Annotated in this window: 19 protein-coding genes; 9 read left to right on the forward strand and 10 right to left on the reverse strand. The window is 63.3% G+C overall.

From position 1 onward, the window contains the following. Window positions 1-35: 35 nt before the first annotated feature. Window positions 36-1,328: an NAD(P)/FAD-dependent oxidoreductase gene (locus IFT80_RS15505; protein WP_122479952.1), complete on the reverse strand. Its 1,293-nt coding sequence runs from the start codon at window positions 1,326-1,328 to the stop codon at window positions 36-38. A gap of 110 nt (window positions 1,329-1,438) precedes the next feature. Between IFT80_RS15505 and IFT80_RS15510 the strand changes: the two genes are divergently transcribed. Continuing rightward, a complete protein-coding gene (locus IFT80_RS15510; protein ID WP_122479951.1) occupies window positions 1,439-1,792 on the forward strand; it encodes a YkgJ family cysteine cluster protein in 354 nt (117 codons plus the stop codon). 12 nt (window positions 1,793-1,804) lie between these two features. Here the strand turns inward: IFT80_RS15510 and IFT80_RS15515 are convergent, their stop codons facing one another. Beyond that, window positions 1,805-2,293, reverse strand: coding sequence for an Lrp/AsnC ligand binding domain-containing protein (locus IFT80_RS15515; RefSeq protein WP_043192202.1), 489 nt, complete (start codon window positions 2,291-2,293; stop codon window positions 1,805-1,807). Between the two features lie 156 nt (window positions 2,294-2,449). On the opposite strand from IFT80_RS15515, the gene dadA reads away from it, so the two are divergent. From dadA to IFT80_RS15535, 4 genes are all read left to right on the forward strand, one after another. Further along, on the forward strand, window positions 2,450-3,751 hold the full coding sequence (dadA, locus tag IFT80_RS15520) for a D-amino acid dehydrogenase (RefSeq protein WP_192055116.1): 1,302 nt from the start codon (window positions 2,450-2,452) through the stop codon (window positions 3,749-3,751). Window positions 3,752-3,825: 74 nt separating this feature from the next. Then, complete coding sequence (alr, locus tag IFT80_RS15525) at window positions 3,826-4,893, forward strand: alanine racemase (protein ID WP_192137836.1); 1,068 nt, start codon at window positions 3,826-3,828, stop codon at window positions 4,891-4,893. Between the two features lie 138 nt (window positions 4,894-5,031). Continuing rightward, window positions 5,032-5,580: a cupin domain-containing protein gene (locus IFT80_RS15530; protein ID WP_122479948.1), complete on the forward strand. Its 549-nt coding sequence runs from the start codon at window positions 5,032-5,034 to the stop codon at window positions 5,578-5,580. 11 nt (window positions 5,581-5,591) lie between these two features. Continuing rightward, window positions 5,592-7,523 carry an acetyl-CoA hydrolase/transferase family protein gene (locus IFT80_RS15535; RefSeq protein WP_192137837.1) on the forward strand — a complete coding sequence of 644 codons (1,932 nt, stop codon included), beginning with the start codon at window positions 5,592-5,594 and terminating at the stop codon, window positions 7,521-7,523. Between the two features lie 243 nt (window positions 7,524-7,766). Here IFT80_RS15535 and IFT80_RS15540 read toward each other — a convergent pair whose 3' ends face one another. Then, the gene (locus tag IFT80_RS15540; RefSeq protein WP_122716026.1) at window positions 7,767-8,339 is read right to left on the reverse strand and encodes a xanthine phosphoribosyltransferase; all 573 of its coding nucleotides are present in this window, start codon (window positions 8,337-8,339) and stop codon (window positions 7,767-7,769) included. A gap of 58 nt (window positions 8,340-8,397) precedes the next feature. Next, on the reverse strand, window positions 8,398-10,407 hold the full coding sequence (gene rep / locus IFT80_RS15545; RefSeq protein WP_122479945.1) for a DNA helicase Rep: 2,010 nt from the start codon (window positions 10,405-10,407) through the stop codon (window positions 8,398-8,400). A 214-nt stretch (window positions 10,408-10,621) separates the two neighbouring features. Between rep and IFT80_RS15550 the strand changes: the two genes are divergently transcribed. Next, window positions 10,622-12,292, forward strand: a complete 1,671-nt coding sequence (locus IFT80_RS15550) for a putative bifunctional diguanylate cyclase/phosphodiesterase (RefSeq protein WP_192137838.1) — start codon at window positions 10,622-10,624, stop codon at window positions 12,290-12,292. Here IFT80_RS15550 and IFT80_RS15555 read toward each other — a convergent pair. Beyond that, entirely contained in the window at window positions 12,273-13,652 is a 1,380-nt protein-coding gene (locus IFT80_RS15555) for a NorM family multidrug efflux MATE transporter (RefSeq protein WP_192055108.1), read from the reverse strand. The two genes, IFT80_RS15550 and IFT80_RS15555, sit on opposite strands and share 20 nt — an antisense overlap. A gap of 224 nt (window positions 13,653-13,876) precedes the next feature. Here IFT80_RS15555 and IFT80_RS15560 point away from each other — a divergent pair, with 224 nt between their 5' ends. After that, window positions 13,877-15,868: a methyl-accepting chemotaxis protein gene (locus IFT80_RS15560; RefSeq protein WP_192059360.1), complete on the forward strand. Its 1,992-nt coding sequence runs from the start codon at window positions 13,877-13,879 to the stop codon at window positions 15,866-15,868. A 24-nt stretch (window positions 15,869-15,892) separates the two neighbouring features. Here IFT80_RS15560 and hglS read toward each other — a convergent pair whose 3' ends face one another. Then, window positions 15,893-17,266: a 2-oxoadipate dioxygenase/decarboxylase HglS gene (gene hglS / locus IFT80_RS15565; RefSeq protein ID WP_122479941.1), complete on the reverse strand. Its 1,374-nt coding sequence runs from the start codon at window positions 17,264-17,266 to the stop codon at window positions 15,893-15,895. A gap of 121 nt (window positions 17,267-17,387) precedes the next feature. Continuing rightward, entirely contained in the window at window positions 17,388-18,275 is an 888-nt protein-coding gene (locus tag IFT80_RS15570) for a LysR substrate-binding domain-containing protein (protein ID WP_122479940.1), read from the reverse strand. Window positions 18,276-18,406: 131 nt separating this feature from the next. On the opposite strand from IFT80_RS15570, the gene amaB reads away from it, so the two are divergent. Together amaB and amaA are read left to right on the forward strand one after the other, a co-directional pair. After that, the gene (gene amaB, locus IFT80_RS15575; RefSeq protein WP_192103112.1) at window positions 18,407-19,897 is read left to right on the forward strand and encodes an L-piperidine-6-carboxylate dehydrogenase; all 1,491 of its coding nucleotides are present in this window, start codon (window positions 18,407-18,409) and stop codon (window positions 19,895-19,897) included. 82 nt (window positions 19,898-19,979) lie between these two features. Beyond that, window positions 19,980-21,266: an L-pipecolate oxidase gene (amaA, locus tag IFT80_RS15580; protein WP_192137839.1), complete on the forward strand. Its 1,287-nt coding sequence runs from the start codon at window positions 19,980-19,982 to the stop codon at window positions 21,264-21,266. 263 nt (window positions 21,267-21,529) lie between these two features. Here the strand turns inward: amaA and IFT80_RS15585 are convergent, their stop codons facing one another. The 3 genes from IFT80_RS15585 to IFT80_RS15595 form a co-directional block, all read right to left on the reverse strand. Then, window positions 21,530-23,023, reverse strand: a complete 1,494-nt coding sequence (locus tag IFT80_RS15585) for a YifB family Mg chelatase-like AAA ATPase (protein ID WP_192055101.1) — start codon at window positions 23,021-23,023, stop codon at window positions 21,530-21,532. 150 nt (window positions 23,024-23,173) lie between these two features. After that, window positions 23,174-24,034 carry a DMT family transporter gene (locus tag IFT80_RS15590; protein WP_197975888.1) on the reverse strand — a complete coding sequence of 287 codons (861 nt, stop codon included), beginning with the start codon at window positions 24,032-24,034 and terminating at the stop codon, window positions 23,174-23,176. Window positions 24,035-24,043: 9 nt separating this feature from the next. After that, the gene (locus tag IFT80_RS15595; RefSeq protein WP_192137840.1) at window positions 24,044-24,916 is read right to left on the reverse strand and encodes an aspartyl/asparaginyl beta-hydroxylase domain-containing protein; all 873 of its coding nucleotides are present in this window, start codon (window positions 24,914-24,916) and stop codon (window positions 24,044-24,046) included. Between the last annotated feature and the right edge of the window lie 87 nt (window positions 24,917-25,003).

The raw sequence follows: 25,003 nt of genomic DNA on the forward strand, positions 1-25,003 counted from the left end.
CGTGCGAGTTCCTGGCGGCTGCAGCGTTCGCAGCGCTAGCCCAGTTCCTTGAACCGGTGCCAGAGCATGCCCAGCGCCAGCAGCGGCGAGCGCAGGTGGCGACCGCCGGGAAAGGTCATGTGCGGCACCTTGGCGAACAGGTCGAAACCACGGCTGGCCTGGCCGCTGATGGCCTCGCCAAGCAGCTTGCCGGCCAGGTGGGTAACGTTCAGGCCGTGCCCGGAGTATGCCTGGGCATAGAACACGTTGGGCTGTTCCTTGAGTCGGCCGATCTGCGGCAAACGGTTGGCGCCGATGCCGATCATGCCGCCCCACTGATAGTCGATGCGCACATCCGCCAGTTGCGGGAACACCTCGAGCATCTTCGGCCGCATGTACTGGGCGATATCCTTCGGGTCACGCCCTGAATAGTGACAGGCACCGCCGAACAGCAAGCGCCGATCGGCAGACAATCGGTAGTAGTCGACCGTCACGCGCTGGTCGCACACCGCCGTGTTGCGCGGCAGCAACTGCCGCGCCTGCTCGGCATCCAGCGGCTCGGTGGCGATGATATAGCTGCCTGCAGGCAGCACCTTGCCGCTCAGCTGTGGGTTGAGATCGTTCAGGTAGGCATTGCAGCCCAGCACCAGGTAGCGTGCCCGTACCTGGCCCTGAGCGCTGTGCACGCGCACCTGCGGGCCATACTCGATGCGTGTCACCCGCGAGTGCTCGAAAAGCTGCACGCCGAGCTGCCGCGCCACCTCGGCTTCGCCCAAGGCCAGGTTCAGCGGATGCAGGTGGCCGGAGCCCATGTCGACCAGGCCGCCGTGGTAGCGATCCGACCCGACCACGCTGCGCATGTCCTGCGCTTCGACGATCTGCAACTCATGCGCGTAGCCCAGGCTGCGCAGCGCCTCGGCTTCTTCCATGAAGCCCTGCAACTGGGCCGGTTTGTTGGCCAGGTCACAGTAGCCCCAGGTCAGGTCGCACTCGATACGATGCTGGTCGATGCGCCGGCGCACGATTTCGACCGCTTCCAGCCCCATCAGGGTCAGGTCGCGCACCCCGTCGTCGCCGATGACCTTGCGGAACTGCTCCAGGCCGTGGCCGACCCCACGAATCAATTGCCCGCCGTTGCGCCCACTGGCGCCCCAGCCGATCTGGTGGGCTTCGAGCAGCGCGACGCTGAGCCCGCGCTGAGCCAGCTCGATGGCGGTGTTGAGCCCGGAGAAACCGCCGCCCACCACGCAGACGTCGACGCTGACCTCACCCAGCAGGGGCGGGTATACCGGCTGCCGGTGCAGGCTGGCGGCGTAGTACGAAGCGGCGTGCTCGGCGTGAGCATTCATGGATAGGGTCCTGATGGCAGTGTGTGGAAAACCTGACGCAGCATAAGCCGGGGTTTCCCATGGCGGCAACCGCGCGGCACAATGGCGCCTTGCCCACCAGGTGACCCGTCATGAGCTGCAACAGCCACAAGCTCCGCTTTCTTCGCGAGCAGATTCCCTCGTTCGAATGCGTGCCGGGCTGCCACGACTGCTGCGGTCCGGTGACCACATCGTCCGAGGAAATGGCCCGGCTGCCGCGCAAGACGGCCGCCGAGCAGGAGGCCGCGATGGCCCGCCTCGACTGTGTGCACCTGGGGCCGCAGGGATGCACGGTGTACGAGGAGCGCCCGCTGATCTGCCGGCTGTTCGGGACCACGCCGACATTGCCGTGCCCCAACGGACGGCGCCCCACCGAGCTGATCGACCCTGCCGTGGAACATCAGGTGCACAAGCTGATCGCCAGTACGCGTCAGGTGCTGGTCTGAAGCGTCTGTGGATCAGTCCGGCACCGGCAGGTTCAGGCTCTCCTTCACTTCTTCCATGACGATGTAGCTCTTGGATTCGCGCACGTGGGGCAGTTTCAGCAGGATATCGCCCAGTAGCTTGCGGTAGGACGCCATCTCCGAGATACGTGCCTTGACCAGGTAGTCGAAGTCACCCGACACCAGATGGCATTCCAGCACATGGGGCAGCTTGAGCACGGCGCGGCGAAACTCTTCGAAGGTGTCGCCCGACTTGTAGTCCAGGCTGATCTCGACGAACACCAGCAGGCTGCCGCGCAGATGCTGCGGATTGAGCCGGGCGTAATAGCCCATGATGATGCCTTCGCGCTCCAGGCGGCGGACTCGCTCGGTGCACGGTGTGGTCGACAGGCCGACCTTCTCGCCCAGTTCGGTGAACGACATGCGCCCGTCGGCCTGCAGGATGCGCAGGATGTTGCGGTCGATCTTGTCGAGTTCGCGTTTGCTCTGGTGCTGGGTACGCACAGGCGATGCCCCTCCGTTAAAGCGCTGATGGCCGAGAATTGTCGCCAAATATAGCCTTGCATACAGTGAAAAGCACTGGCTGGACCTTTTTATACTGCCCACATCTTCGGACCTAACATCTTACGTCAGCGGATTTCCGCGATGAGGGCGACACACATGCGCGTTCTGGTACTCGGTAGTGGTGTGATCGGCACCGTCAGTGCCTATTATCTGGCTCGGCAGGGCATGGATGTGACCGTGGTCGATCGCCAGCCGGCCGTCGCCATGGAAACCAGCTTCGCCAATGCCGGGCAGGTATCGCCGGGCTATGCCTCGCCCTGGGCCGCGCCGGGTGTGCCGCTCAAGGCGATCAAATGGCTGCTGGAACGCCATTCACCGCTGGCGATCAAGCTGACCGGCGATGTCGACCAGTACCTGTGGATGGCGCAGATGCTGCGCAACTGCACCGCCAGCCGCTATGCGGTGAACAAGGAGCGCATGGTGCGCTTGTCCGAGTACAGCCGCGACTGCCTCGACGAGCTGCGCGCGGAAACCGGCATCGCCTACGAAGGCCGCACCCTGGGCACCACTCAGCTGTTCCGTACCCAGGCGCAACTGGACAACGCGGCCAAGGACATCGCCGTTCTGGAACAGTCCGGCGTGCCCTACGAATTGCTCGACCGCGAGGGCATTGCCCGCGTCGAGCCGGCCCTGGCATCGGTGACCGGCATTCTGGCCGGCGCCCTGCGCCTGCCCAACGACCAGACTGGCGATTGCCAGATGTTCACCACCCGCCTGGCGCAGATGGCCAAGGATCTGGGTGTGCAGTTCCGCTTCGGCCAGGCCATCGAGCGCCTGGATTTCGCCGGTGACCGCATCAACGGTGTCTGGATCGACGGCAAGCTGGAAACCGCCGACCGCTACGTGCTGGCACTGGGCAGCTATTCGCCGCAGTTGCTCAAGCCATTGGGCATCAAGGCGCCGGTCTACCCGCTCAAGGGCTATTCGCTGACCGTGCCGATCATCAACCCGGCGATGGCGCCGACCTCGACCATTCTCGACGAGAGCTACAAGGTCGCGATCACCCGTTTCGACAACCGTATCCGCGTGGGCGGGATGGCCGAAATCGCCGGTTTCGACCTGAGCCTGAACCCGCGTCGCCGCGAGACCCTGGAAATGATCGTCAATGACCTGTACCCACAGGGGGGCGATCTGGCCCAGGCCAGTTTCTGGACCGGGCTGCGGCCAACCACCCCCGACGGTACGCCGATCGTCGGTGCCACACCGTTCAAGAACCTGTTTCTCAACACCGGTCACGGCACCCTGGGCTGGACCATGGCGTGCGGCTCGGGGCGCTTGCTTGCCGACCTGATCGCGCGTAAAACGCCGCAGATCAGCGCTGCCGGTCTCGACATATCGCGCTACGGCCAGCCGCACGACACGGTTCGCCGAGGCCAGTCAGCGCCGGCGCACTCGTAAGTTTCACACCTGCTCCTCGCCCGGTTCGGTATACAACCGGGCGACTTCGTCAACTTTTGCACAAGAAGCCCGCCATGCGTCCAGCTCGCGCCTCGATCGACCTTTCGGCCCTGCGCCACAACTATCGCCTGGCGCGTGAAATGAGCGGGGCCAAGGCACTGGCAGTGGTCAAGGCCGACGCCTACGGTCACGGTGCAGTGCGCTGCGCGCAGGCGTTGGAGGGCGAAGCGGACGGGTTCGCCGTGGCCTGCATCGAGGAAGCCCTGCAACTGCGCGCGGCTGGCATCGAGGCACCGGTGTTGCTGCTCGAAGGTTTTTTCGAAGCCAGCGAATTGCCCCTCATCACCGAGCATGGGCTGTGGTGCGTGGTGCACTCGCTGTGGCAGCTCGAAGCCATCGAGCAGGCGCGGTTGAGCCAGCCGCTGCAGGTCTGGCTCAAGCTCGACTCGGGCATGCACCGCGTGGGCCTGCACCCCAAGGATTACCAGAGCGCCTATCAGCGCCTGCTGGCCAGCGGCAAGGTGGCCAAGATCGTACTGATGAGCCATTTCGCCCGCGCCGATGAACTGGACTGCCCGAGCAGTACCGAGCAATTGGCGGTATTCGACACGGCGCGCCAAGGCCTGTCAGCCGAAATCAGCCTGCGCAATTCCCCGGCCGTGCTTGGCTGGCCGCGGATCCCCAGCGACTGGGTGCGTCCGGGCATCATGCTTTACGGTGCCACACCGTTCGAAACCGCCACGCCTGCCAGCGCCGCTCTGCAGCCGGTGATGACCCTGCAATCCAAGGTCATCAGCGTGCGTGAGCTGCCTGCCGGGGAGGCCGTGGGCTACGGTGCGCGCTTCGTCACCCAGCGGCCGAGCCGAATCGGCGTGGTGGCCATGGGTTATGCCGATGGCTACCCGCGCCTGGCACCCAACGGGACGCCGGTGCTGGTCGACGGCGTACGCACCGGGTTGGCAGGGCGGGTGTCGATGGACATGCTCAATGTCGACCTGACCGATGTGCCCCATGCCGGCGTCGGCAGCACGGTCGAACTGTGGGGCAAGCAGGTGCTGGCCAGCGACGTGGCCCATGCCGCCGGGACCATCGCCTACCAGATCTTCTGCAACCTGCGCCGAGTGCCTCTGCAGTACCTCTAGCGCAACCGCTGGCGCCACGGCCGGGGCGCGTTGCGCCCATGTGCCGCGGCGGCGCCTGCCAATGTGTTGTAAATCCCGAACGCTGTTGCCATGATACCGGCCATCATGAACTGCACAGCATTCCAGGAGGCTTACGCATTGGACGTCGGCGAACGACTGCAAGCCATTCGCAAACTCAAGGGTTTGTCCCAGCGTGAACTCGCCAAACGGGCGGGCGTCACCAACAGCACCATTTCCATGATCGAGAAGAACAGCGTGAGCCCCTCGATCAGCTCGCTGCGCAAGGTGCTGGGCGGGATCCCGATGTCCATGGTCGAGTTCTTTTCCGAAGAGCTGCAGGCCGAACGGCCGACCCAGGTGGTCTACAAGGCCAGTGAGCTGATCGATATCTCCGACGGCGCGGTCACCATGAAGCTGGTGGGCAAGGCCCATCCAAGCCGGGCCATTGCCTTTCTCAGCGAGGTCTATCCACCCGGCGCCGACACGGGCATGGAAATGCTCATGCATGAGGGTGAAGAGACCGGCATCCTGGTGGAGGGGCGCCTGGAATTGGTGGTTGGCCAGGATACCTATGTGCTGGAAGAGGGCGACAGCTACTACTTCGAAAGCAGCAAGCCGCATCGCTTCCGCAATCCGTTCGATACGCCGGCACGCCTTATCAGCGCCGCCACACCGGCCAATTTCTAGGGAGCCTGTGCATGGTCCAGCGATGTTCCATCGAGGCAGCCGTGGACCAGGTGCTCGAACGACTGCCTGCCCACATTCACATGGGCATGCCGTTGGGCCTGGGCAAACCCAACCGCTTCGTCAACGCGCTGTATGCCCGGATCAAGAGCCTTCCCCAGCGACGCCTGACGATCTACACCGCACTGGTGCTGGGCCGGCCACCCTTGGGCGACGGTTTGCAGAAGCGCTTGCTCGAACCTTTCGTGGAGCGCGTTTTCGGTGATTATCCCGAGTTCGAGTTTCTCGCCGACTTGCGCCGTGACGAGTTGCCCGCAAACGTCAGCGTGCAGCAATTCTTCATGCAGCCGGGCAGTTTGTTGAGCAGCACGACGGCGCAGCAGAGCTATATCAGCAGCAACTACAGCCACGCCGCTCGCGACATCAATGCCAAGGGGCTGAACCTGGTGGCGCAACTGGTCAGCCAGCATCCCGAGCAGGCCGGTCGCCTGAGCCTGAGCTGCAATCCGGACATCACTCTGGACCTGCTGCCGATGATCGAAAAGCGTCGCGCTGCCGGCGAGACCATCCTGGTGCTGGGCCAGGTCCACGAGGCATTGCCGTTCATGCCGGGCAGTGCCGAAATCGACAGCGCGGCCTTTGACCTGCTGGTCGATACCGCAGAGCGCTCGACGCTGTTCTCGACGCCGAACATGCCGGTCGGCCTGCAGGATCACTTCATCGGTCTGCACGCCAGCACCCTGGTGCGCGACGGCGGCACCCTGCAGATCGGCATCGGTGCAATGGGCGATGCGCTGAGCGCTGCCTTGCTCGCGCGCCAGGCGGACAACGGCGGCTACCGGGCGCTGCTCGCTGAGCTCGATCTGTCGCCCTGGCAGGCGCTGATCCAGGCCGAAGGTGGGGTGGAGCCTTTTGCTACCGGCCTGTACGGCTGCAGCGAGATGTTCGTCAACGGCCTGCTGGCCCTGGCCGAAGCAGGCGTGATACGCCGCAAGGTGTATCCCGACGTGGCTCGCCAGGCGGCGGCCAACGCCGGTGTGCTGCACGCCGACGAGGACCGGGACGGGGTGGTGGTGCACGGCGGTTTCTTCCTCGGGCCGAACAGTTTCTATGAGCGCTTGCGCGAGCTGCCCCCGGCCAGCCTTGCGCAGTTCGACATGACCGCGATCAGCTACATCAACGAGTTGTACGGCGACGAGCAGCTCAAGCGTCTGCAGCGGCGCGATGCGCGCTTCATCAACACCGTGTTCACGGCCACGGTCATGGGTGCGGCGGTGTCGGACCAGCTCGAAGACGGTCGGGTCATCAGCGGGGTCGGCGGGCAATACAACTTCGTCGTTCAGGGGCATGCCCTGGAAGGCGCGCGTTCGGTGCTGATCCTGCGCAGTTGGCGCGAGTCGGCGGGGGTGATCAGTTCCAATGTGCTGTGGGACTACGGCCATTGCACGATTCCACGGCACCTGCGCGACATCGTCGTGACCGAGTACGGCATCGCCGACTTGCGTGGGCGTACCGACGCCGAGGTGATCGAGGCGATGATCAACATCAGCGATTCGCGCTTTCAGCCCAGCCTGATCGACGAGGCCCAGCGTGCCGGCAAGTTGAGCCGGGATTTCGTGCTCGATCCGCGCTTCGCGAACAACACCAGCGAGCGTCTGCAGGCGATTCGCGAGCGGCATGCTCCACTGTTTCCGGAGTATCCGCTGGGGTGTGACTTTACCAATGAAGAAAAGGACCTGCTGCGGGCGCTGAACTGGCTCAAGAGCAAGTTCAAGCTCAGCGAAATGCTCGAGCTGGGCAAGGCGGCGCTCGAAGCGCCCCCGGCCAACCGCTACCCGCTGCACCTGCAGCGCATGGCGCTGGACCAGCCGCAGGGTTTGCGCGAAGAGCTTTACCAGCGTTTGGTACTGGCCGCCCTGCAGGAGACCGAAACCCCGGTGTTCTAGGCGCTACACCGCGTGGCTCCCTTCGCGGCCGATGACCGCTCCTACGCAGGCCAATGATGCTCGCCGTAGCGGTCATGGGTCGCTCCCACGCAGGCCGATGATGCTCGCCATAGCGGTCATGGGCCGCTCCTACGCAGGCCAATGATGCTCGCCGTAGCGGTCATGGGTCGCTCCCACGCAGGCCGATGATGCTCGCCGTAGGAGCGGTCATCGGCCGCGAAGGGCTGGATGCGGTGTATCAGGTCACTCCAGGAAGGTCACGACGCCGTTGGCCAGCGACTGCACGCGCGCCAGGGACTCTACGCGATAGCCCTGTGCATCGAGCTCGGCGCGGCCGCCCTGGAAGGATTTTTCGATGACGATACCCAGCCCGGCCAGCTTGGCACCGGCCTGGTTGATGATCGAAATCAATGCCTGCGACGCCTTGCCGTTGGCCAGGAAATCATCGATCACCAACACGGTATCGCTGCTGTTCAAATGACGCGGCGAAATGGCCACGGTGCTTTCGGTCTGCTTGGTGAACGAATACACCGAAGCCACCAACAGGTTTTCCGTCAACGTCAGCGACTGATGCTTGCGCGCGAAGATCACCGGCACGCCCAGGCGCAGCCCGGCCATCACCGCCGGCGCGATACCCGAGGCCTCGATGGTGACGATCTTGGTGATCCCGGCATCGGCAAAGCGGCGGGCGAACTCGTCGCCGATCTGCTGCATCAAGAGCGGATCGATCTGGTGATTGAGAAAGGCATCGACCTTCAATACCTGATCGGAAAGCACGATGCCTTCTTCGCGAATCTTTTTGTGCAGAGCTTCCACGGTGGTTCCTCGATGTACCAATGTGCGCGGGCCGGCTGTGGCCCGGGCAGGGTTGAATTCAGCGTTTGAGCATGGCGCGGATATCGGCCAATGCAGTATTGCCGCGCACGGCTTTGACTTCCGTGGGCGTATCGTCGTTGCCTTCCCAGGCCAGGTCGTCGGGCGGCAGCTCGTCGAGGAAGCGGCTAGGTGCGCAATCGATGATCTCACCGTACTGCTTGCGCTTGGCGGCAAAGGTGAACGCCAGGGTCTGTCGCGCGCGGGTGATACCCACGTACGCCAGACGGCGTTCTTCCTCGATGGTGTCGGCCTCGATACTGGAACGGTGCGGCAGGATTTCCTCTTCCATGCCCATGATGAACACGTAGGGAAACTCCAGCCCCTTGGAGGCGTGCAGAGTCATCATCTGCACGCCCTCGGCGCCGTCCTCTTCTTCCTGCTGACGTTCGAGCATGTCGCGCAGCACCAGCTTGCCGATCGCTTCCTCGACCGTCATCGCGCCGTCTTCGTCTTTCTCCAGGGTGTTCTTCAAGGCCTCGACCAGAAACCACACGTTGCTCATGCGGTAGTCGGCGGCCTTCTCGCTGGAGCTGTTGGTGCGCAGCCACTGCTCGTAGTCGATGTCCATGATCATGCTGCGCAGCGTGCCGATCGGGTCTTCACCGGCGCACTGCTCGCGGACCTTGTCCATGTAGCGCTTGAAGCGGCCCAGGCGATCGGTGAAGCGGGCGTCCAGATGTTCGCCCAGGCCGATCTCGTCGGTGGCCGCGTACATCGAGATCTTGCGCTCGGTGGCATAGTTGCCGAGTTTCTCCAGGGTCGTCGAGCCGATTTCCCGGCGCGGCACGTTGATCACGCGAAGGAAGGCATTGTCGTCGTCCGGGTTCACGATGAGGCGGAAGTAGGCCATCAGATCCTTCACTTCCTGACGCCCGAAGAAGCTGTTGCCGCCGCTCAGGCGATACGGAATCTGGTGGTGCTGCAACTTCAGCTCGATGAGCTTGGCCTGGTAGTTGCCCCGGTAGAGGATGGCGAAGTCACTGTAGGGCCGGTCGGTGCGCAGGTGCAGGCTGAGAATCTCGACGGCCACCCGCTCGGCCTCGGCATCTTCGTTGCGGCAGCGGATCACGCGGATTTCATCGCCGTGACCCATTTCGCTCCACAACTGCTTCTCGAACGCGTGGGGGTTGTTCGAGATGAGCACGTTGGCGCAGCGCAGGATACGGCTGGTGGAGCGATAGTTCTGCTCCAGCATGACCACCTTCAGCGACGGGTAGTCGTCCTTGAGCAGCATCAGGTTTTCCGGACGCGCGCCACGCCAGGCGTAGATCGACTGATCGTCGTCGCCGACCACGGTGAACTGGTTGCGCGTGCCGATCAGCAGCTTCACCAGCAGGTACTGGCTGGCGTTGGTGTCCTGATATTCGTCCACCAGCAGGTAGCGGACCTTGTTCTGCCATTTTTCGAGAACGTCGGGGTGGTCCTGGAACAGCTTGACCGGCAGCAGGATCAGGTCGTCGAAGTCCACCGCGTTGAACGCGCGCAGCGTACGCTGGTAGTGGCTGTAGACGATGGCCGCGGTCTGCTCCTTGGGGTTGCGCGCCTGCTCCAGCGCCTGGGGCGGCAGGACCAGGTCGTTCTTCCAGGCGCCGATCATGTTCTTGATCTCGTCGACGCCGTCTTCGCCCGAGTACTCCTTCTGCATGATGTCGGTCATCAGCGCTTTCACGTCGGCTTCGTCGAAGATCGAGAAGCCTGGCTTGAAGCCCAGCCGCGCGTGTTCCTTGCGGATGACGTTGAGACCCAGGTTGTGAAAGGTCGACACGGTCAGGCCGCGGCCCTCGCCGCCGCGCAGCAGGCTGCCGACGCGCTCTTTCATCTCGCGCGCCGCCTTGTTGGTGAAGGTCATGGCGACGATGTACTGGGCACGAATACCGCAGTTCTGGATCAGATGGGCGATCTTGCGGGTGATCACGCTGGTCTTGCCGGAGCCTGCACCGGCGAGCACCAAAAGAGGGCCGCCGACGTAGTTCACGGCTTCTTGCTGCCGGGGGTTGAGTCGGGACATGACGGGAGTCACTGACGAAATGGCCGCGCATTTTAGCACCGCTGGTTCAACTGTGCCGCGACCGCAGATCCATTAAAATTTGCCGGTTTGCCGACTTTGCAGCAGGATGTGGTTACACGTTGACACGTACTGTGGATTGGGTCTGCCCCGAGCTGCTGGCGAGGCCGTTTTTAAGCGCTATCGAATGACTGTGAAACTGTCCCAAGGAGCTCGTTTGTCTACGCCTGTCGAACCCGCGCGGCTGTTGCTGCTGGCCCAGGATCGCACCTGGGCCACGTCGCTGCGTGAGTGTCTGGCGACCCTTGGCAATGTGGCCACATTGATCGAGGCGTCCGCCTGGGATCCTGTGGCCGCGCACTTCGACAACCAGCCCGGCACCTTGCTGCTGACCACCACCGCGCTGCTGCCGGCGCCCGGCCGTTGCGCGCTGCCGATCGTGCTGCTGCTGACCCAGGAGCCGGACGAACCGCCACCGGGTGCCAGCGACTGGCTGGTGCGGGGCGAACTCACCAGCGACACGCTGCGCCGCTGCCTGCGCCATGTGCGCGAGCGTGGCGTGCTGCAGGACACCCTGCAGCGCCTGGCCGAGCAGGACCCGCTGACCGGCATCGCCAACCGCCCCGGTTTCCAGACACTGCTTGCCGCACGCCTGGCCGAGCAGGAGGGCCGTGGCGTAGCCCTGGGCCACCTGGACATGGACAACTTCCGCCATGCCAACGATGCGCTCGGGCACCAGGCCGGCGACCGGCTGATCCTGCAGGTGGTGGCGCGCCTGAAGAAGCAGCTCGAGGCGGGCGATCAGGTCGCTCGCCTGGGCAGCGACGAGTTCGCCTTGTTGCTCGACACCCGGCGCGATCCATCGCGCGCCGAACGCCTGGCCGCCAACATCATCGAGGCCATGGCCGAGCCGTATTACGTGGATGGCGAGAGCCTGCTGATCGGCTGCAGCCTGGGCATCGCCCATGCCCGCGCCGGTGCTGGCGCCGATCCGCTGATGTGGCATGCGCACATCGCCATGCAGCAGGCCAAGAGCACCCAGGGCTGCAGCTATCATTTGTTCAACGAACGCATCAACCGTCACGCGCGCAGCCTGGCGGACCTGGAAAGCGAGCTGCGCCGCGCCCTGCGGCGTGACGAGCTGGAGCTGCACTACCAGCCGCGGCTGGACCTGAGCGGCAATACCATCGTCGGTCTCGAGGCCCTGGTGCGCTGGCGCCACCGCGAGCGTGGCGTGCTTGCCCCCGGCGAATTCGTGCCCCTGGCCGAGCAGAGTGGGCTGATCGTACCGATGGGTTACTGGGTGATCGCCCGCGCCCTGCGCGACATGCAGACCTTGCGCGATGGTGGCTTCGAACCATTGCACATGGCAATCAACCTGTCGTTCCGGCAGTTCCAGGACAGCCAGCTGCTCAGCACTCTGGGGCGCTTGATCGCCGAGCGCGGCATCGACGCCGGCTGGCTGGAATTCGAACTCACCGAAACCGCCGTGATGCGCCGCAACGACCTGGTGAAGCGGACCATGGACGCCTTGGGCTGCCTGGGCGTGCGTTTCTCCCTCGACGATTTCGGCACCGGCTTCTCCTCGTTCGTCCACCTGAGCAGCCTGCCGATCGCCTTGCTCAAGATCGACAAGAGCTTCGTCAGTGGCATGGAACAGCGTCCGGAAAACAGCAAGTTGGTCCACGCCATGATCAACCTGGCGCACAACCTTGACCTCAAGGTCGTCGCCGAGGGCGTCGAAACCCCCGAGCAGCTTGCGTTGCTGCGCGATTTCGGCTGCGATCAGGTGCAGGGTTACCTGATCAGCCGGCCCCTGCCATTGGAGCAGCTGCAGGCATTCCTGCGTTTCGGCCAGGCCCAGGCCATCAGGTCGCCAGCGCCGTAGGCCCGGCCAGACGGCGCAGTCGGCGCATGCGCCATTCGAACGCCCAGGTCAAGGTACAGGCCGAGCACAGCAGGCCCAGCGCCAATCCCCACCAGACGCCCACCGCACCGAGCTGGAAGTGGAACGCCAGGCTCCAGGCCGCTGGCGCACCGATGGCCCAATAGCAGAAAAGTCCCACCAGGAACGTGGTCTTGGCATCCTTGAGGCCGCGAATGGCGCCCATGGCGATGGTCTGGATGCCGTCGAACATCTCGAACCAGGCCGCCACCGCCAACAGGCTGATGGCCAGTTCGATGACACCGTGGAAGGCCGGATCGGCGCGGTCCAGAAAGACGCCCACCAAAGGGCCCGGTGCGAGCCAGAACAGCAGGGCGAAGCCGAGCATCACCACCGCACCGAAGCCGATGCCGACCCGCCCGGCCAGGCGCGCAGCCAGCAAGTGCCCGGCGCCGTAGTGCTGGCCGATGCGCATGGTCACCGCGTAGGACATGCCGGCAGGCACCATGAAAGCCACCGAGATGATCTGCAGGGCAATCTGGTGCGCCGCCAGCGGCGTGCTGCCCATGGTGCCGATGCACAGCGCGGCGAAGGCGAACAGGCCGACTTCCACGGCGTAGGTGCCACCGATCGGCAGCCCCAATCGCCACAACTCGCGCAAGGCCGGCAGGTTCGGCCGGGCCAGACCCTTGAGCAGCGGGTAGGGCGTGTAGGCACGGTGATAGCGGATGTACAGCGCCAGGGCGATGGCCATCAGGTTGCTGACGATCGCGGTCACCATGCCGATGCCCACCAGGCCCAGTTTGGGCAAGCCGAACAGGCCCTCGATGAACGCATGGTTGAGCAGGTAGTTGGCTACCGTGGCAATGATGCTGATGACCATCACCGGCGTCGCTCGACCCAGCGCGGCGGTGAAGCCGCGCAGCGCCATGAAGCTCAGGAAGCCTGGCAGCGCGAAGGGCAGCAGCAAGAGGAACTGGGTGGCGAAAGCGACGTTGGCCGGAGTCTGCCCGAGCATGGCCAGGACCGGCCCCAGGTTCCACAGCAGTACCGCCGCCACCGCCGCCATGCCCCAAGCCAGCCACAACCCGGCCTGGGTCAGGCGCGCCACGCCTTGCTGGTCGTTGGCACCCTTGCGGATCGACACCAGGGTGCCGACTGCAGCGATCACGCCGATGCAGAAAATCGAGACGAAGGAATAGCTGGCCGCCCCCAGGCCGCCGCCAGCCAGCGCCTCGGGGCTCAGGCGGGCCATCATCAGGGTGTCGGTCAGGACCATCAGCATGTGTGCCAGCTGCGAGGCGATCAGCGGCCCCGCCAGCCGAAGCAGGGCCTGAAGTTCGATACGTACGGTGGGCTGCATGATGAATCCGGCTCGGTCGGCTCAGGGGTGGGACGCAGGATTCTCAGCCTTGTGGCAGCGCAACGCAAATGTGATGTGTAACGTTCATGTCGCAGTGCGGCGCTCAAGTATTCGTTTGGATCGCCGATGTAGCAGTACCAATAAAATCAAGGATGGCAGGTGCAAGAAAGGTCTGGACCATCCCTGGCACTGCCTGCCACGTACACGTTTCCCAGGAGCTTCACATGTCTCAACCTCGCGCTCGTATCGCCACGCAGCTGGGCATTGCCCTGGCCGTGATCCTCGCGATCGTCATCACCGGCAGCACCGCCTTCGCCCTGCGTTCGCTGGACATCGCCAACCTGGCCATCCGCGAACAGCACATGGCCAGCGAGGCGCGGCTGCTGGCCGACCAGCTCAGCACCTTCCACAGCACCCTGCGCGACAGCACCCAGCGTTTGAGCGGGCTGTTCGAGAAGCGCTTCGCCGGCGGCCTGAGCGTGGACGCCAGCAGCCCGGTCACCGTGGCCAACCAGCAGACACCGAGCCTGCGCCTGGGCAGCCAGACCCTGAACAACGACTTCAAGGAAGTCGACGATTTCAAGCAGCTGACAGCGGGTGTCGCTACGGTGTTCGTGCGCAGCGGCGCCGAGTTCGTGCGTATCAGTACTTCCCTGACCAAGCAGGATGGCAGCCGCGCGATCGGTACCGCGCTCGACCATGCCCATCCCGCCTACCAGCGTTTGCTCGACGGCCAGAATTACATCGGCCGTGCGGTGTTGTTCGAACGTTCCTACATGACCCAGTACACACCGGTGCGCGACGGCTCGGGCCAAGTGATTGCGGTATTGTTCGTCGGCTTCGACTACACCGACGCGCAGAACACCCAGTTCGCCAACCTGCAGCGCTTCCGCATCGGCCAGACCGGCTCGCTGGCCTTGCTCGACGAGCAGAATCGCTGGCTGGTAGCGCCAGCCAACGTCAACGACCCGGACGCCGCCGCCAAGGCATTGGCCGACCTGGCACTGCTGGATGGCAAGGGCCGGTTGTGGAACGACGGCAAGCAGGACATCTTTTCCGAAGCGGTGACATTCCCCGGCGGGCCCTGGAGCGTCGTGGCGAGCATGCCCAAGGCAGAAATCAATGCCGTGACCTGGAGCGTGGGGACGCAACTGGCGATCGGCAGCCTGCTGGCCATGCTGATCGCCGTGGGCGCAGCCATCTGGCTGCTGCGCAGCAAGCTGCGGCCTCTGGGCGAACTGGTGCGCCAGGCCGAAGCCCTGGGCGCGGGTGACCTCGATGCACGGCTGAAGGTGTCCAGCCATGACGAAATAGGCCAGCTGGCCAGCAGCTTCAACCACATGGGCGAAGCCTTGTCGAACATGGTCGTGCACATCCGCAATGCCGCCCATGAAGTCAGTGGCCGCGCGCAAACGTTGTCGAGCCTGTCGGCGGGCGCCTACGAGGGCATGGAACACCAGTCCGGCGAGATTTCCAGCATGGCCGGCGCAGTCGAGGAATTCAGTGCGACGTCCCTGGATATCGCCGACAACATGGGCCACACCCAGCGGATGGCCCAGGACAACGCCCAGCAGACCCGCATCGGTCGAACCTCCATGGATGAGGCGTCCAATTCTCTCGAGCAGATCGCCGGCGCGCTGAACAGCACCGCAGGGGTGATCAACACGTTGGGCCAGCGCTCGCAGGAAATCGGCGGCATCGTCGGCGTGATCACCTCGATTGCCGAGCAGACCAACCTGCTGGCCCTCAACGCCGCCATCGAAGCGGCCCGTGCCGGCGAGCAGGGCCGGGGCTTTGCCGTGGTCGCCGACGAAGTGCGCAGCCTGGCCTCACGCACCCGTCAGGCCACCGATGAAATCTCCGGCATGATCAGCAGCATCCAGAAGGAAACCGCCAACGCCATCAGCACCATGGACCAAGGCAACGTGTTGATGCGCGAAGGCCTGACGCGCAACGCCAAGGTCGCCCAGGCGTTGGCGCAGATCGACGAGCAGAGCCGTTCGGCCGGGAATCAGTTCGATGCCATCAGCACCGCCACCCAGGAGCAGAGCAGCACGGCCACCATGCTCAGCAGCAACCTGCAGAGCATTGCCATGACCAACGGCGAGCAGCGCGAGGTGGTGTCCAACCTAGCCCAGACCGCCCGCGAGCTGGAAGGCCTGGCCGCAGAGCTGCGCCAGGAAGTGAACCGTTTCCGTGTAGGCGGTGCCCGCTAGCGGCAGGCTTCGGCGCGACCGGCCTCAGTTCAGCGCGGCAAGGCCCAGTGCGCGGGCGCAGTCGTCCAGCGAGCGCTGCTGGGTCTGGGCGTACAGCGCCAGCTCGTCGAGCACCGTTCGGCCCAGGGCCTGATGGAAAGCCTCCTGGCTCGACCCCAAACCATAGTCGGCCTGGGCATCGTCGCCCAGGTTGGACTGGAAGATGCCTGCGGCGCTGACCGGCAGAAAATCTTCGTAGACCAAGGGCTCGCAGCGAATCGCGCCATTGTCCAGCAGACCTTTCAGCGTCGTCTGGCCCGCGCTGGGCTGGCCGCTGGCGAAATAGCGAAAGAACGCCAGGTCCTGCTCGCGCATCTGCGCCAGATCATCCGGAAACTCACTGAACTGCTCGCCCAGCAGACGCATGTACTCGTCGGCATTGGTCTCGCTGGGGAACCCGGCAAGCGCGCTGCGCGAGGCGTTCAGCAAGCGATCGTACAGCGCACGCCCCTTGGGCGTCAGCGCCGCGCCGCGTTGCTCGATCTCGCCGAAGCGCGCGGTGTGGCTGCCTTCGGCGACAGCGGCCTGATCGGTGAAGGCGACCTTTTCCTGCAGCGCCTTGAAGCTGGTCTGCCGCAACAGGATGGCATGGCGACGCGGCGGCGGCCCTTCGATGACGGCCTTGGGTGTGATCCCGCGCGCGGGCATCAGCGCCTGCACCTTGTCGATGTCGAGCGTGCGCGGGGTCAGGTGATTGATGTGCGGCCCCTTGAACGCCACCACATCGGCGATCAGTCGATGGGCGTCGTGCAGGCGTTGATACTGGTCCGCTGTCACCGTGGCATCGTGGTGCCAGCGGAAGGTTTCCAGGGCCTGCTCGACGAACGCATCGGCGTCGGCTTGGTCGAGGCCGCCGTCGCGCTCGAATCGCTCGATCAGGGCCAGGCACGGCGAGGTGAATATCTGCCGCTGCGCCAGTAGTTGCGTGGCCTGTTCGCGCAATGCGGCATCCTCGATCAATTCCAGACGCAGCAGGGACGTGAACACGCGAAACGGGCTCACCTGCAAAGACTGTTCGTGCACCGCGCGAAATGCCGTGGAGTGCACCGGCACACCTGCCGAGGTGAGGTCGTAGTAGCCCACCGGTTGCATGCCCATCACCGCGAACAGCCGAGCGATGGTCGCCAGCTCTGCGGCGGTGCCGACCCGAATCGCGCCATGGCGCTCGGCATCCAGACGCTCGATCTCGCCGGTGCGCGCCAGGGACGCGGCCAAATCCGGCTGTTGTTCCAGCCCCTGGCGATTGACTTCGCCGACCAGGGTCATCAAGTCGCCATACAACGGCACTTCGTTCTTGTACATCTCGGACATGGCGCGGGAAAACGCGGCACGGGTTTGGTCGGGGCTGACGAAAGGCATGGCGAACTCCTGGCGCAAAGGGCTGGGAGTATGAAAGCGGGGAATGACCTGCGCGATCAAGCGAAAAAAAGTGCGGGGGTCATTCCCGCAGGTCGGCTTCGCTGTCGTTCATGCTGCGCCGCTAGTGGGCGATCTGCCCCAGAATCCAGTCGACCAGCGCGCGCACCTTCGGCACTTCCGCGGCGTGTTCGGCAAAGGCGACGAAATGCGCGCCCTGGCTGCTCATGGTGTGCGGCCAGGGCATGACCAGGTTGCCGTTGGCCAGGTGGTTCTCTGCCAGGTAGCGCGGCACCAGGGCCACGCCACAGCCGGACAGGGCAGCGCTGAGGCACATGTAGAAGGTATCGAAGCGCGGGCCGTGGTAGCTGTTCTGGGCGCTCAGGCCTTGCTCCAGAAACCACTCGTGCCACGCCTCGGGGCGCGACGTGCATTGCATCAATACCAGCTCGGCCAACTGTTCGGCGTGGGTCAGCGGCTGATCGAGCAGGTCGGGCGCACACACCGGCACCACCTGATCGTCGAACAGCTCGATACAGGTCGCTCCTGGCCAGGTGCCCTGGCCGAAGAAAAACCCTACGTCGGCCTTGGCCTGCAGCAAGGCGAAGGGCTCGAGTTCGTTGCGGATGTCCAGATGGATATTGGGGTGCGCCTTGCCGAAACCCTTGAGCTTGGGGATCAGCCAGCCCACGCCGAAGCTGGGCTGGGTGGCGACGGTGAGCACTTCGGTTTCGTCGCCGTAGGACAGGATGTAGCGGCTGGAAATGTCCACCTGGGTGAGGATCTTGTTCACCTCGGCCAGGTACAGCGAGCCGGCCGGTGTCAGTTGCAGGCGCCGACGAATGCGCAGGAACAGGTGGTGACGCAGCATGTCTTCGAGCTGCGCAACCTGCTTGCTGACCGCGCTCTGGGTCAGGTGCAGTTCTTCCGCTGCGCGGGTGAAGCTCAGGTGGCGGGCGGCCGCTTCGAAGCACTGCAAGGCCGTCATCGAAGGAACAAGGCGTTTTGACATGGAGGCATCGCCGCAAGGTCATGAGGTGAGGGAATGATATATGGAATATTGCTCCGTTGTGGTGGTCTGGCCTGCGGATTAATACTGATCTCAATTCGTTCTTATCGTTAAAGCCTTGTGAGGAGAAAACAATGGTCGATGGCCTGCTCGAAAGCCTGGGTGTTGCGGCGAGTGCATTCAAGGATGGCAACCATCCTGTTCACACCCCAATCGACGGCAGCCAGATCGCCTCGGTGAGCCTGGAATCCAAGGCGCAGGTCGTGGCCAAGATCGAGCTGGGGCATAGCGCTTTCCTGGCCTGGCGTACCGTGCCGGCCCCCCGTCGTGGCGAGCTGGTGCGCCTGTTCGGCGAAGTCCTGCGCGCACACAAGGCCCAGCTCGGTGAGCTGGTCTCGGTCGAAGCGGGCAAGATCACCCAGGAAGGGCTGGGGGAAGTGCAGGAAATGATCGACATCTGCGATTTCGCCGTCGGCCTGTCTCGCCAGCTGTACGGCTTGACCATCGCTTCCGAGCGCCCAGGCCACCACATGCGTGAAACCTGGCAGCCGCTGGGCGTGGTCGGTGTGATCAGCGCCTTCAACTTTCCGGTGGCAGTGTGGGCATGGAACACCGCCCTCGCCCTGGTCGCCGGCGATTCGGTGATCTGGAAACCATCGGAAAAGACCCCGTTGACCGCGCTGGCCTGCCAGGCACTGTTCGACAAGGCCCTGCAGCAGTTCGGCGATGCGCCAGAAGGCCTGGCGCAATTGATCATCGGTGACCGCGAAGCGGGCGAGGCGTTGGTCGATGACCCGCGCGTCGCCCTGGTCAGCGCTACCGGCAGCACTCGCATGGGTCGCGAAGTCGGTCCGCGGGTCGCTGCGCGGTTCGGCCGCACAATCCTCGAACTGGGCGGCAACAACGCCATGATCCTGGCCCCCAGTGCCGATCTCGACCTGGCCGTGCGCGGCATTCTCTTCAGTGCCGTGGGTACCGCTGGCCAGCGCTGCACCACCTTGCGCCGGGTGATCGTGCACAGCTCGATCAAGGACGAAGTGGTAGCTCGCGTCAAGGCGGCTTATGCCAAGGTACGTATCGGCGATCCACGCAAGGACAATCTGGTCGGCCCGCTGATCGACAAGCAATCCTTCGATGCCATGCAGGGTGCCCTGGCCAAGGCGCGTGACGAGGGGGGCGAAGTGTTCGGCGGTGAGCGTCAGTTGGCCGATCAATACCCGAACGCCTATTACGTCGCACCCGCCATCGTTGAAATGCCTGGTCAATCGGATGTCGTGCGCCATGAAACCTTCGCGCCGATCCTGTATGTATTGAGCTACGAAGACTTCGACGAGGCCCTGCGCCTGAACAACGAAGTGCCACAGGGCCTGTCCTCGTGCATCTTCACCACCGACCTGCGTGAAGCCGAGCGATTCCAGAGCGCAGCGGGCAGCGACTGCGGCATCGCCAACGTCAACATCGGCACCAGCGGCGCGGAAATCGGCGGTGCCTTCGGCGGCGAAAAGGAAACCGGCGGCGGACGCGAATCCGGCTCCGATGCCTGGAAAGCCTACATGCGCCGCCAGACCAACACCGTCAACTACTCGCGCGAACTGCCGCTGGCCCAGGGCATCGTGTTTGATTGATGGTTGAGTGATGTGGGAGCGGGCTCTGCCCGCGATGACGACGGCGCGGTCCGAACCCGATTTCCCTGGCTTGGAATGAGTCATGAGCGAACTACGGCAACAATGTCTTTGGGAACACGTCACCGCCAAACCTGCCCACACTCCTGGGCTGGCCAGTGCATTACGCGCTGACGTTTGCGTGATCGGCGGCGGCATCACCGGGTTGTGCGCTGCCATCGAGTTGCTGGAGCAGGGCAAGCGTGTGGTGCTGCTCGATGCCAGTGAAATCGGCACCGGCGGCTCGGGCCGCAACGTCGGGCTGGTCAACGCTGGCACCTGGATTCCGCCCGACGAAGTCGAGCAGACCCTGGGCAGTGCCGTGGGCGGTCGCCTCAACAGCGTGCTCGGCGGCGCGCCGGCTGAAGTGTTCGCGCTGATCAAGCGCTATGGCATCGACTGCCAGGCGCACAACGACGGCACCCTGCACATGGCCCACAACGCCAATGGCGTGGCCGACCTGAAATCGCGCTGCGAGCAATGGCAGCGGCGGGGCGCCGACGTGGAGCTGCTCACCGGGGCGCAATGCGTGGACTACTGCGGCACTGAGAAGATCGAAGCGGCCTTGCTCGACCGGCGCGCCGGTACCATCAACCCCATGGCCTATACCCGTGGCCTGGGCTCGGCCGTCGAGCGCCTGGGCGGGCAGGTGTTCCAGCACTCGCCGGTGTTGGGCCTGGAACAGCAGGGTGGTGGCTGGCTGGTCAAGACTGCCAAAGGCGAAGTCAACGCCGACAAGGTACTGATCTCCACCGGCGCCTACACCGAAGGCGACTGGTGCAACCTGCAAGGCCAGTTCTTCCGTGGTTACTACTACCAGGTGGCTTCCAAGCCTCTGCACTCGGCCGCGGCAGACGCTGTACTCAAACACGGACAGGGTTCCTGGGACACCCGCCTGGTACTGAGCAGCATTCGCCGTGACGACGATGGCCGTTTGTTGCTCGGCAGCATGGGCCGCGTGGACAACAAGCCGGCCTGGTTCATCCGCCGCTGGGCCGACCGCATCCAGACCCATTACTTTCCCCAACTGGGCACGGTCGAATGGGAAATGCACTGGACCGGCTGCATCGACTTCACCCCCGACCACCTCATGCGCCTGTTCGAACCCGCCCCGGGGCTGGTCTCGGTCACCGGCTACAACGGCCGCGGCAACACCACCGGCACCGTCGTGGGCAAGGCCTTGGCGCAGTTTCTGCTGCATGGCCAGGCCGACAGGCTGCCCCTGCCGTTCTGCACGGATAAACCCGTGTCGGTACCGAGCCTGCGCACCGGCGTCTATGAAACCGGCTTCTCCCTCTACCACGCCGGCCAAGTTCTGCGCGTGGTTTTGTAGCCTGCAAGCCCTGTGGCAGCGGCGCAAGCCGCGTTGGCCCCGATCGCGTCCCGACAGATACACCGCACCCACCGCCGACGCGGCTCGCGCCGCTGCTACAGAGGTATCGCAATCCCCCGCCGGCGTGGTGAGCCCCGGCCACCGCATTCACGACCGACGCGGTCATGAATGAATACCCAATCCCCTGTAGCAGCGGCGCAAGCCGCGTCGGCGGTATCCCCGATTGGCCTGCTGAAACGCAATGACGCCTGGCGTCTTACCGATCACTGCGCCGACGGCCGATACTGCAACGCCTCCGCCACATGCGCCCGCTCGATGTCTTTCGCCTGCTCAAGATCCGCCAAGGTGCGGGCCACCTTCAACAACCGATGCGCCGCCCGCAGCGACAGCGTCAGCCGTTCACAGGCGGTTTCCAGCCAGCGCTCATCTTCGGCCGACAACCTGCAATGCTCGCGCAACCCCGGCAGATCGAGAAAGGCATTGGCACACCCCTGACGCCGACTCTGCAACTCGCGCGCCTCGGCCACCTTGCTGGCAGCACTGGCCGTATTCTCACCCGCCTGTGGCACATGGCTCAGCGCCGTCGCCTCGCGCGCCACCGTCAGATGCAGATCGATCCGGTCGAGCAACGGCCCGGACAGCTTGTTGCGGTACCGCTGAATCTGGTCGCTGCCGCATTGGCATTTGCCACTGGGGTCACCCAGATACCCACACGGGCACGGGTTCATCGCCGCCACCAGCTGGAACCGCGCCGGAAAGCGAATCTTGTCCCGCGCCCGCGCAATCACGATCTCGCCGCTTTCCAAGGGTTCGCGCAAGACCTCCAGCACCTTCCTGTCGAACTCCGGCAGCTCATCGAGAAACAGCACGCCATGGTGTGCCAAGGTGATTTCCCCAGGCTGCGGCCGACTGCCACCACCTACCAAGGCAGCGCCCGAGGCCGAATGATGAGGATGCCGAAAGGGCCGCTGCGGCCAGTTCTTCAGCGGCACATGGCTGGCCACCGACTGGATGGCCGCCACTTCCAGCGCTTCGCGCTCGTCCAGCGGCGGCAACAGGCCGGGCAAGCGGCTGGCGAGCAAGGTCTTGCCGGTGCCCGGTGGGCCGCTGAACAACAAATTGTGCGCGCCAGCGGCGGCCACCAGCAGCGCACGCTTGGCCGCAACCTGGCCCTGCACTTCGCTCAGGTCTGGATAAGGCTTGCTCAACAGCAGCAGGCCATTGGCATTGAAAGGACTGATCGGGTTGCGCCCATTGAAGTGACTGACCAGCTGCATCAGATCATCCGCAGCAATCACCGTCAGGTTCGAGGCCAGCGCTGCCTCTTCGGCGTTATCCCTGGGCACGATCAGCGTTCGCCCTGCATCGCGAGCAGCGAGGGCAGCGGGCAAGACACCCTGCACCGGCCGCACGGCGCCCGACAGCGCCAGCTCGCCCAGGCATTCCACGTTATCCAGGGTAATGGCCGGAATCTGCCCGCTGCCCGCCAGGATACCCAGCGCAATGGCCAGGTCGAACCGGCCGCCGTCCTTCGGCAGATCCGCCGGCGCCAGGTTCAGGGTGATCCGCCGCGCCGGAAACTCCAGCCCCGAATTGAGAATCGCGCTGCGCACGCGATCCTTGCTCTCCTTGACCGAGGCCTCCGGCAGCCCCACCAGCGTCAGGGCCGGCAGCCCATTGGCCAGATGCGCCTCGACCGTGACCGCAGGCGCACCCACGCCCACCTGGGCTCGGCTGTGAACGATAGCGAGAGACATGCGTGCTCCATGCGTTGAAAGAGGAACCGCTTCCTGCGGTGGTGGTGCGAGGGTAGTGGATGAGGGCGGGTATGCCAGTGGGGAAGTGATTCACGGTGCTACTGATTGGAAGTTGCTGTCAGTTCACCTCGCAGGAGGTGGCATACGCTCCTACGTCTGGTTGAAACCTCTCATGGCCATGATGATGAAGAACGCACCGATACACGTAACGATGCTTATAGAGTGTCCAAAGACCAGGTAGTCCAGTGCTATCGTAAATAGCGGTACCAAATAGAATAAAAAGCTAACTTGGCTGGCCGACCTAGATGACAGCATATAAAACAACAGGAGTACGGCGAGCGTTGAGACAACAAGGATCATCCACGCTGCCGACATCATGAAGGTAGGTGTAATGTCGAGCCGGACAGTCGTTAATGGTAGTGCTGTTATAAAGACACTTGCGGCGATCAGGTTTTGATAAAAAGCAGATACCATAGGGTCAATGCTCAATTTTTTTTGCATGACCGAGCCGAGAGTGATCGCTATGACAGAAACCCATGCGAATGCCAATCCCGCTAATGTGAAACCGCTGACATTTTTGGCGCCTATCACCGCGAGCACTAGGCCACCTAACCCTAGCGCTAGGAAGAGAAACCGATGGCGGGCAATGGGCTCGCCCGCTATCAACGGAGTAAGCAATGGCTGTAATCCCAATACCAGCGCCAGCAGCCCTGGAGTCAGGCCGTGGTCCAAGGCAAGGAAGTAGGCTGATTGATAAAAAACTTGCAGTAGAAGTCCTGTGACGAGCGTTTTTAGCAAGAGGTTGACAGGTAATGATAGCTTGGACCTTATGCCTGCTCCTCCGCTATACAGTGTGCACAAAACCAACACCGCCAGCAGAGCACCTGATGCGCGGATAGCCAGGAAAACTGAAACCGAAGCGTCTTCCAACCCTAGCTTGGCAAACACGGCTCCACTGCTCCACGCCAGCAGGAATAAAAGAGGCAAGCAACTCTGTAAGGCGATCATCATACCGCGCCCTTAGTTACGCCAGTCGTTGATCCTGAAGCGTTCGTTGATCGACCTATGTTCGACCAGATAATGTTTGAGGGCCTGCATCCTGGCCGCTACTTCTTGATCGCCGGCACGTAATGCCGCATCCCTTATCCAGTCGTAACACGCCAGAACAGGAATGTCATACTTGAAGTGGTACTTTGACAGGGCAAAGATAATATCTTTCATTGTATGGCGGCTGATGATCACGGCCACTGCGTCTATGATTCCTTCAATGCGGCTTTCCGCTATCGCCGCTCGCGTGATATCAATTCTCTGCTCTAGAGGTAATAATTTTGAAGATTGCAAGAGCACAGATCGCTGTTCGTCTTCCGGCCCAAGCAGAAAGTCCAAGCACAGAAACATCCGGCTCTTCAGGCCAACATTGATAGCGGCGTGATTCACCGCTGCGTCAAGAAACCAGACTTCGCCCGATTTCATTTGAAATACACCTGTTTCATCGGAATGAAAAGCTTCAGAGTTATCTTCAAGCGGTACAAATAAGCGCAAATATTGGTGTTGTCCATCAAACTCGACGAAGTCCCGATGCGGAATAACCATGCCATCGACAAGGCTGCGTGCGCGGACCATCTTCAAATCGTCAAATTTAAAGTTTTCAACTATCAAGCGATTGATTTCAACGCACGTTGTCAAGTGTGAGGTTGGTCGACATTCGCTAGTGTTCCGGTAGGTGCTATCACCACAGTCTCCGGAAGCATTGTAAAGCGATATGTTCTTCCAATGCCCTTGACCAAACTCGTCGTAGGCTTCAGGGATTTTTTCGATACCATTCAGATGCTTTATTTCACTTTCAATATTGTAAGAAGCTATGTCTATTTTTCCGATGATGGTGGATGTCATATTGCACTCCTTGTGCTTTTGATGCGCCAATATTAGCGGCTTGATTGATCGGCTGTGTACGAGAAATGATGATGAGAGGTATCTTGA

The sequence above is a fragment of the Pseudomonas sp. CFBP 8771 genome, assembly GCF_014841695.1.
GTDB lineage: Bacteria > Pseudomonadota > Gammaproteobacteria > Pseudomonadales > Pseudomonadaceae > Aquipseudomonas > Aquipseudomonas baltica.

Bases quoted from the DNA above. Each gene is read 5' to 3' on its own strand.
- alr (WP_192137836.1), top strand. From the start codon at position 3,826: ATGCGTCCAGCTCGCGCCTCGATCGACCTTTCGGCCCTGCGCCACAAC.
- IFT80_RS15510 (WP_122479951.1), top strand. From the start codon at position 1,439: ATGAGCTGCAACAGCCACAAGCTCCGCTTTCTTCGCGAGCAGATTCCC.
- IFT80_RS15505 (WP_122479952.1), bottom strand. From the start codon at position 1,328: ATGAATGCTCACGCCGAGCACGCCGCTTCGTACTACGCCGCCAGCCTG.
- dadA (WP_192055116.1), top strand. From the start codon at position 2,450: ATGCGCGTTCTGGTACTCGGTAGTGGTGTGATCGGCACCGTCAGTGCC.
- amaA (WP_192137839.1), top strand. From the start codon at position 19,980: ATGAGCGAACTACGGCAACAATGTCTTTGGGAACACGTCACCGCCAAA.
- IFT80_RS15560 (WP_192059360.1), top strand. From the start codon at position 13,877: ATGTCTCAACCTCGCGCTCGTATCGCCACGCAGCTGGGCATTGCCCTG.
- amaB (WP_192103112.1), top strand. From the start codon at position 18,407: ATGGTCGATGGCCTGCTCGAAAGCCTGGGTGTTGCGGCGAGTGCATTC.
- hglS (WP_122479941.1), bottom strand. From the start codon at position 17,266: ATGCCTTTCGTCAGCCCCGACCAAACCCGTGCCGCGTTTTCCCGCGCC.
- rep (WP_122479945.1), bottom strand. From the start codon at position 10,407: ATGTCCCGACTCAACCCCCGGCAGCAAGAAGCCGTGAACTACGTCGGC.
- IFT80_RS15570 (WP_122479940.1), bottom strand. From the start codon at position 18,275: ATGTCAAAACGCCTTGTTCCTTCGATGACGGCCTTGCAGTGCTTCGAA.
- IFT80_RS15585 (WP_192055101.1), bottom strand. From the start codon at position 23,023: ATGTCTCTCGCTATCGTTCACAGCCGAGCCCAGGTGGGCGTGGGTGCG.
- IFT80_RS15555 (WP_192055108.1), bottom strand. From the start codon at position 13,652: ATGCAGCCCACCGTACGTATCGAACTTCAGGCCCTGCTTCGGCTGGCG.
- IFT80_RS15535 (WP_192137837.1), top strand. From the start codon at position 5,592: ATGGTCCAGCGATGTTCCATCGAGGCAGCCGTGGACCAGGTGCTCGAA.
- IFT80_RS15595 (WP_192137840.1), bottom strand. From the start codon at position 24,916: ATGACATCCACCATCATCGGAAAAATAGACATAGCTTCTTACAATATT.
- IFT80_RS15590 (WP_197975888.1), bottom strand. From the start codon at position 24,034: ATGATGATCGCCTTACAGAGTTGCTTGCCTCTTTTATTCCTGCTGGCG.